This is a genomic window from Prosthecobacter sp., assembly GCF_029946185.1.
Taxonomy (GTDB): Bacteria; Verrucomicrobiota; Verrucomicrobiia; order Verrucomicrobiales; family Verrucomicrobiaceae; genus Prosthecobacter.
Genome location: NZ_JAQSEA010000081.1, coordinates 1 through 5193, shown reverse-complemented (window position 1 = coordinate 5193; position 5193 = coordinate 1). Strand labels below are relative to the sequence as shown.

At 60.3% G+C, this 5193-nt stretch carries 6 protein-coding genes; all 6 read right to left on the bottom strand.

What is annotated here, in order from left to right; genetic code table 11:
- The coding region (locus PSV43_RS06265; protein WP_300194684.1) for a hypothetical protein at positions 1–601 on the bottom strand (601 nt) is incomplete at its 3' end.
- Between the two features lie 44 nt (positions 602–645).
- Positions 646–1833, bottom strand: coding sequence for a gephyrin-like molybdotransferase Glp (gene glp / locus PSV43_RS06260; RefSeq protein WP_300194683.1), 1188 nt, complete (start codon positions 1831–1833; stop codon positions 646–648).
- Positions 1830–2429, bottom strand: a complete 600-nt coding sequence (locus tag PSV43_RS06255) for a hypothetical protein (protein ID WP_300194682.1) — start codon at positions 2427–2429, stop codon at positions 1830–1832. The genes glp and PSV43_RS06255 overlap by 4 nt, the downstream gene beginning before the upstream one ends.
- 39 nt (positions 2430–2468) lie before the next feature.
- On the bottom strand, positions 2469–3350 hold the full coding sequence (gene dapA, locus PSV43_RS06250; RefSeq protein WP_300194681.1) for a 4-hydroxy-tetrahydrodipicolinate synthase: 882 nt from the start codon (positions 3348–3350) through the stop codon (positions 2469–2471).
- A 138-nt stretch (positions 3351–3488) separates the two neighbouring features.
- Positions 3489–4301, bottom strand: coding sequence for a diaminopimelate epimerase (gene dapF / locus PSV43_RS06245; RefSeq protein WP_300194680.1), 813 nt, complete (start codon positions 4299–4301; stop codon positions 3489–3491).
- A gap of 39 nt (positions 4302–4340) precedes the next feature.
- Entirely contained in the window at positions 4341–5153 is an 813-nt protein-coding gene (gene trpA, locus PSV43_RS06240) for a tryptophan synthase subunit alpha (protein WP_300194679.1), read from the bottom strand.
- Positions 5154–5193: the final 40 nt, after the last annotated feature.

The following is a 5193-nucleotide window of genomic DNA, read 5'->3' as shown; positions in this document are numbered from 1 at the left end:
ATTTTTGAACGTTCCAGAGGTGGTCCATGCAGATCTGTGACCAAGTTTCAAGCTGATCACGCATGGCATGAAGTTCTTCCAATGTGTGAAAGCGCAGGTCCTGAATGGCTTCCTCGTTGGACTTCACGTCATCACTGCTGAGGTCAAAGAAATGCACCACGCCGAGGTGGACGCTGCCGACTTCCGTCGCGTCGTCATTGATCAGGCCGATGACTTTTTGCGTGTGCGTGCCGCCGATCACCAGCTCTTCAGCCATTTCACGTTCGACGCCGTTGTAGTACATGGTTTCACCGAGGCCGTCCTGGCCTGCATCCACTGGATTGATGTGTCCGCCGATGCCGATGGAGCGCTTTGCCACGAGGCGTTTCTCTCCTGAACTGCCGCCGCGCGTGTAGCTCAAATAACGCCCTTCGTGGTGAAAGATGGCATAGGGAATGAGCTGCTTGTGGGAGGGGTCTTTTTCAGCTGCTGGGCGTTCCATGAAGTGATTGGCTCCGGGCGTCAGCATCGCGTGCAAATAGCGCGTGGCATCGGCTTGGAAACCTTGAAAACTGCCGAGTTGATCGAAGAGCTGGCGGGTGATGACGAGAACGTGTTCCATGTGATGACCCGCAGAATGGATGGCCGTGCAGGCTGCGCAACCAATCAATCCAGCAACCACACATCAGCGGCTTCTCCCGCCTGAAGACTTTGTCCTGCCTCCAGCCGCAGCAGCGCATCCGCACGGCTCAGGGACAGCAGCGCATGGCTCTGTTGCAAACCGAAGGGCATGAACTGACCGTTGCTGAGCATGCCACGCAAGTAGTGGGGCCGGTCCCCTGGATTCGTGAGCACAGTGCCAGCGGTCGCAGGGATCATGGGCGGTTTGAGCTGGGCATCTGCGGCTCCCATCATTTTAAGCAAGGCCGGACGCACGAACAGCAGGAAGGTCACGAAGGATGACACTGGATTTCCCGGCAGGCCGAAGACGAAGGATTGTTCAGTGCGCGCAAACAGAAACGGCTTTCCCGGCTTCACTTTCACACGCCAGAGCCCGGGTTCGATGCCGAGCTCTTTCAGCGCGGGTTTGATCTGATCATGATCACCGACGGAAACGCCGCCGCTGATCAGCACGACATCATGTGTCTGCAGCAGTTCCCTCAGCATCTCGGTGGTGCTGTGCAGATCATCGCGGCAATGGGCCTGGGTGCTGATGCGAATGCCCAGCTGCGCCAGCATGCCGCGCAGCATGAGACCGTTCGTATTGTATATCTGACCTGCCTGCAGCGGGCCGGAGCCGGGTGGCACCAGCTCATCTCCGGTGCTCAGCACCGCCACTCGTGGCAGCGCATGCACGGAGATTTGATCCAGCCCTTGAGATGCCAGCAAAGCCATGCGTCCGGGCGTGATCTGCTCTCCCACACGCAGCACGAACTGGCCCCGGCACAGGTCTTCTCCTGCACGCCGAATGTTTTCCCCGGCGACGACCGGATCGGTGCAGACGATGGCATCTCCGTCACGTCGCACATCTTCCTGCATGATCACGGCATCGGCTCCGGCGGGAACCGGCGCTCCAGTGAAAATGCGAATGGCGCAGCCGCTTTGAAGACGCAGTCCGTCATCCAGCCCGGCAGCTTGTTCGCCTGATACCCGCAGTGGCTGGGCAGTTGTACTCTCAGCGGCGACAAGGGCGTAGCCGTCCATCGCGGATTGATCGAAGGCCGGAATCGGCACTGTGGCGGTCACCTCCTGCGCAGCATAGCGATTCAGCGCGTCCAGCAGCGCCACGGGTTCTCCTGGTAGCTGCGTCACCGCTGCCAGCACGCGTGCGAGTGCTTCACTTTCGGAAATCATCGGACGACAGGCGGCAGTTTGCTCAGATCCACCGCAGGATCTTCGGCGGGCAGCGGGGCAGGGGCTTGGGGTGCCTGCCGCAGAGGAGGCGGCGCAGTCGGTGCCGGGACGAAGGAGGATTGGGCTGGTGCCATCGGCTGAAATGGGGCATCGAGCGGTGGGATCACATCGGCCTGCATCACCGGGGTCAGAGGCACGATGGCTCCCGTTGCACTCGTTGTGGTGGGTGGTGGCGGTGCATCGTGCTTGACCTGATAAAGCACCAGATCGCGCAACTGCGGCGTCCCTTGCGTGATGTCCGCCGTGATGTAGTTGCCCTTGCGCTCCGGCGTCACCCTGAGCTTGGCATCCGTGCCATTGAGTCCTTGAGAGATGATCTCGGTCCCTGCCGGTATGTCCACGCGCTGCTCGCAGTTGATCAGCACATAGTTCTGCTCCGGGTTCACCAGTTCAATGACTCCAATCACCTTGGCCTCGCCGACGCTCTTGTCCTTCGACGATTTTTTGGAAGCCAAGCCCCCCAACTTATTTTCAAAGTAGGTGCAACTGGACAGCCCCAGCAGCAAAGGAAGGTACAGGTGGCGCAGAAACTTCATGCCCTATTGATGCCGCATCGGCGGCTGGCTGTCCAGCCCCTAGCCAATGATCCCGAGCTTCTTCATCGTAGCGGTCAGCTCGGCGATTTTCTCCGGCTCCATGCCCACCATCGGCAGGCGCAGTTCATCCGTGCAGTGACCGGCGAGGGCCATGGCGGTTTTGATCGGGATGGGATTGGTGGAGAGTTTCAGGAAGGCGGCGAAGAGCGGGTAGTACTTCGTGTGGATCTTCAACGCAGCGGCGTAATCGCCTTTGAGGGCAAGCTGGACCATCTCGCTGATCTGCTGCGGGATGAGATTGCCGGCCACGCTGACGATGCCGACGCCTCCGACGGACATGAAGGGCAGGGTGAGGCCGTCATCACCGGACATGATCTCGAAGTCGGCCGGAAGAATCTGCTTCATCTGGCTGACCCGCTCAGGATTGCCGCCAGCTTCCTTGATGGAGCGGATGTTCGGGCAGTTTTCGGCGAGACGCACAAGGACATCCAGACCGATCTCAATGCCGCAGCGTCCGGGGATGCTGTAAAGCATGAGCGGGAGCTTGGTGTTGTCAGCGATAGCCTTGAAATGCTGGTACAGCCCCTCAGGGGTGGGCTTGTTGTAATAAGGTGCGACCTGCAGCGATGCGGTGGCACCTGCGGCTTCGGCTTCCTGCGTGAGCTCAATGGCCTCGCGGGTGGAATTCGATCCGGTACCTGCCATGACAATGCCACGGCCTTTGGCAAACTCGACCGTCAGCTTCACCACCTGCTCGTGCTCATCATAGTCGAGCGTGGGCGATTCGCCGGTCGTGCCGCAAGGCACAACGCCTGTCACGCCATTGTCGAACTGGAAGTCGATGATCGATTTGAGCGCGGCTTCGTCAATTTGGCCGTTGCGAAAAGGGGTGACGATAGCGGTGTGGGTTCCGGCGAACATGGGGGCGATAGGGGAAAAGGGCAGGATTAGTCGGACTGAAAACTGGGAATTGAAAACTGAAAATTGGAAATTGTGGGGGCGGCCGCCTGAGTGGAGGCAGCTTTCAGCTCTCAGTCTCTTGGCTGCCTGGGCACCCGGTCAAATCGAGACGCTCCCCGTAAACACAAAGTCCGCCGGTCCAAACAGCGTTACATTGGAGTATTCACTTTTGTCCACCTCTTCGAATCCCACCTTGAGAGTGTCGCCGCCTTTGACGAGAACGCTGATGGGGCTGGGTTCGCCGGTGAGTTCGTGGTAAATGAGGGCGCAGGCGACCATGCCGGTGCCGCAGGCGAGCGTTTCGTCTTCCACGCCGCGCTCATAGGTGCGGATGGCGATGCTGCCTGGGGCGATGACCTTGGCGAAGTTCGCATTGGTGCCTTTGGGCTTAAAGGCTTCGTGGAAGCGCAGGGATGCCCCCCACTCGCACACAGGGACGGCTTCCAGATCATCGACCATCACCACGGCGTGCGGCACGCCGGTGTTCACGCTGTGCACGGTCAGCCCGGCCCCGGACACTTCGAGGTGCTGGGACAGGTTGAGGTTGTGCGGGGCGCTCATGTTGATGCGCACGTGGCCGCCTTCGAACTCGGCGGAGATGATGCCGGCGAGCGTCTCAAAGCGGATCTTCACGAGCTTGTCGCCATGCAGGTGATTTACGAATCGGCCAAAGCAGCGCGCGCCATTGCCGCACATTTCGGCCTCGCCGCCGTCGGCGTTGTAGTAGCGCATCTTGAAGTCGCCGTCCGCCGTGGCGGGCTCTACGCAGAGCAAACCATCGGCACCGATGCCGCGATGGCGGTCGCAGAGCTTTTCGATCTGCTCTTTGGTCAGCGCGAGACTGAGATCGCGATTGTCCAGCATGACGAAGTCATTGCCGGCACCGTTCATTTTCGTGAAGGAGAGAGTCATGGGAGAAAAGAGGTCAAGGAGTCAAGACGGTCAAAAAAGTCAGAGCGCGTGGACGGCGTCCACCAGGGGTTTCACGAAGGCTTCCACCTTCGCTGCGCAATCCGGAGACGCGCCGTTCTGCTCAACCAGTTTTACGATGGCGCTGCCCACGACGACGCCATCAGCTTTGCTGGCGATCTCTGCCGCCTGGGCGGGATTGGACACGCCAAAGCCCACGCACACCGGCACGTTCGTGGCCGCCTTGATGATCGCCACCTGCTCGGCGATGCCCGAGGCGACCTCCACCTGCGCACCGGTCACACCGAGACGGCTTACATAATAGACGAATCCTTCCGCCGACTTTGCGATGCTGGCGATACGGTCCGCAGGAGATGTGGGAGCGATGAGCTGGATGTGGCACAGCTCCGGCGTGGGTTTGAGCTCCGCATTCTGCGCGACTTCATCCGGCGGCAGGTCCAGCACCAGCACGCCATCGGCTCCGGCGGCAGCCGCGTCGATGTGGAAGCGCTCATAGCCATAGGTATAGACGGGATTGAGGTAGGTGAAGAGCACCAGCGGGATCTGCGACTGCGTGCGCAGCTTTTTGATCATCTCCAAAACCTTCGGCGTGGAGGCTCCGGCCTTCAGCGCACGGTCCGCCGCCAGTTGATTGACCACGCCATCGGCCAGCGGATCAGAGAAGGGGACGCCCAGCTCGACGACATCAGCACCCGCACGTTCCAGCGCTAGGACGATGTCGATGGTGGCATCCAGCGTGGGGTCTCCGGCGCAGACATAGGCGACGAATGCCTTTTTCTTCGAGGTGCGAAGCTGGGCAAAACGGGCGTCAAGGCGGTTGGTTGGGGCAGACATGGGGCATGGTGTTTAGCATGCCAAAGGGCTGCTGTCGAAT

Coding starts and splice junctions, on each gene's coding strand:
- glp (WP_300194683.1), bottom strand. CDS start 1,833: ATGATTTCCGAAAGTGAAGCACTCGCACGCGTGCTGGCAGCGGTGACG.
- PSV43_RS06255 (WP_300194682.1), bottom strand. CDS start 2,429: ATGAAGTTTCTGCGCCACCTGTACCTTCCTTTGCTGCTGGGGCTGTCC.
- dapA (WP_300194681.1), bottom strand. CDS start 3,350: ATGTTCGCCGGAACCCACACCGCTATCGTCACCCCTTTTCGCAACGGC.
- dapF (WP_300194680.1), bottom strand. CDS start 4,301: ATGACTCTCTCCTTCACGAAAATGAACGGTGCCGGCAATGACTTCGTC.
- trpA (WP_300194679.1), bottom strand. CDS start 5,153: ATGTCTGCCCCAACCAACCGCCTTGACGCCCGTTTTGCCCAGCTTCGC.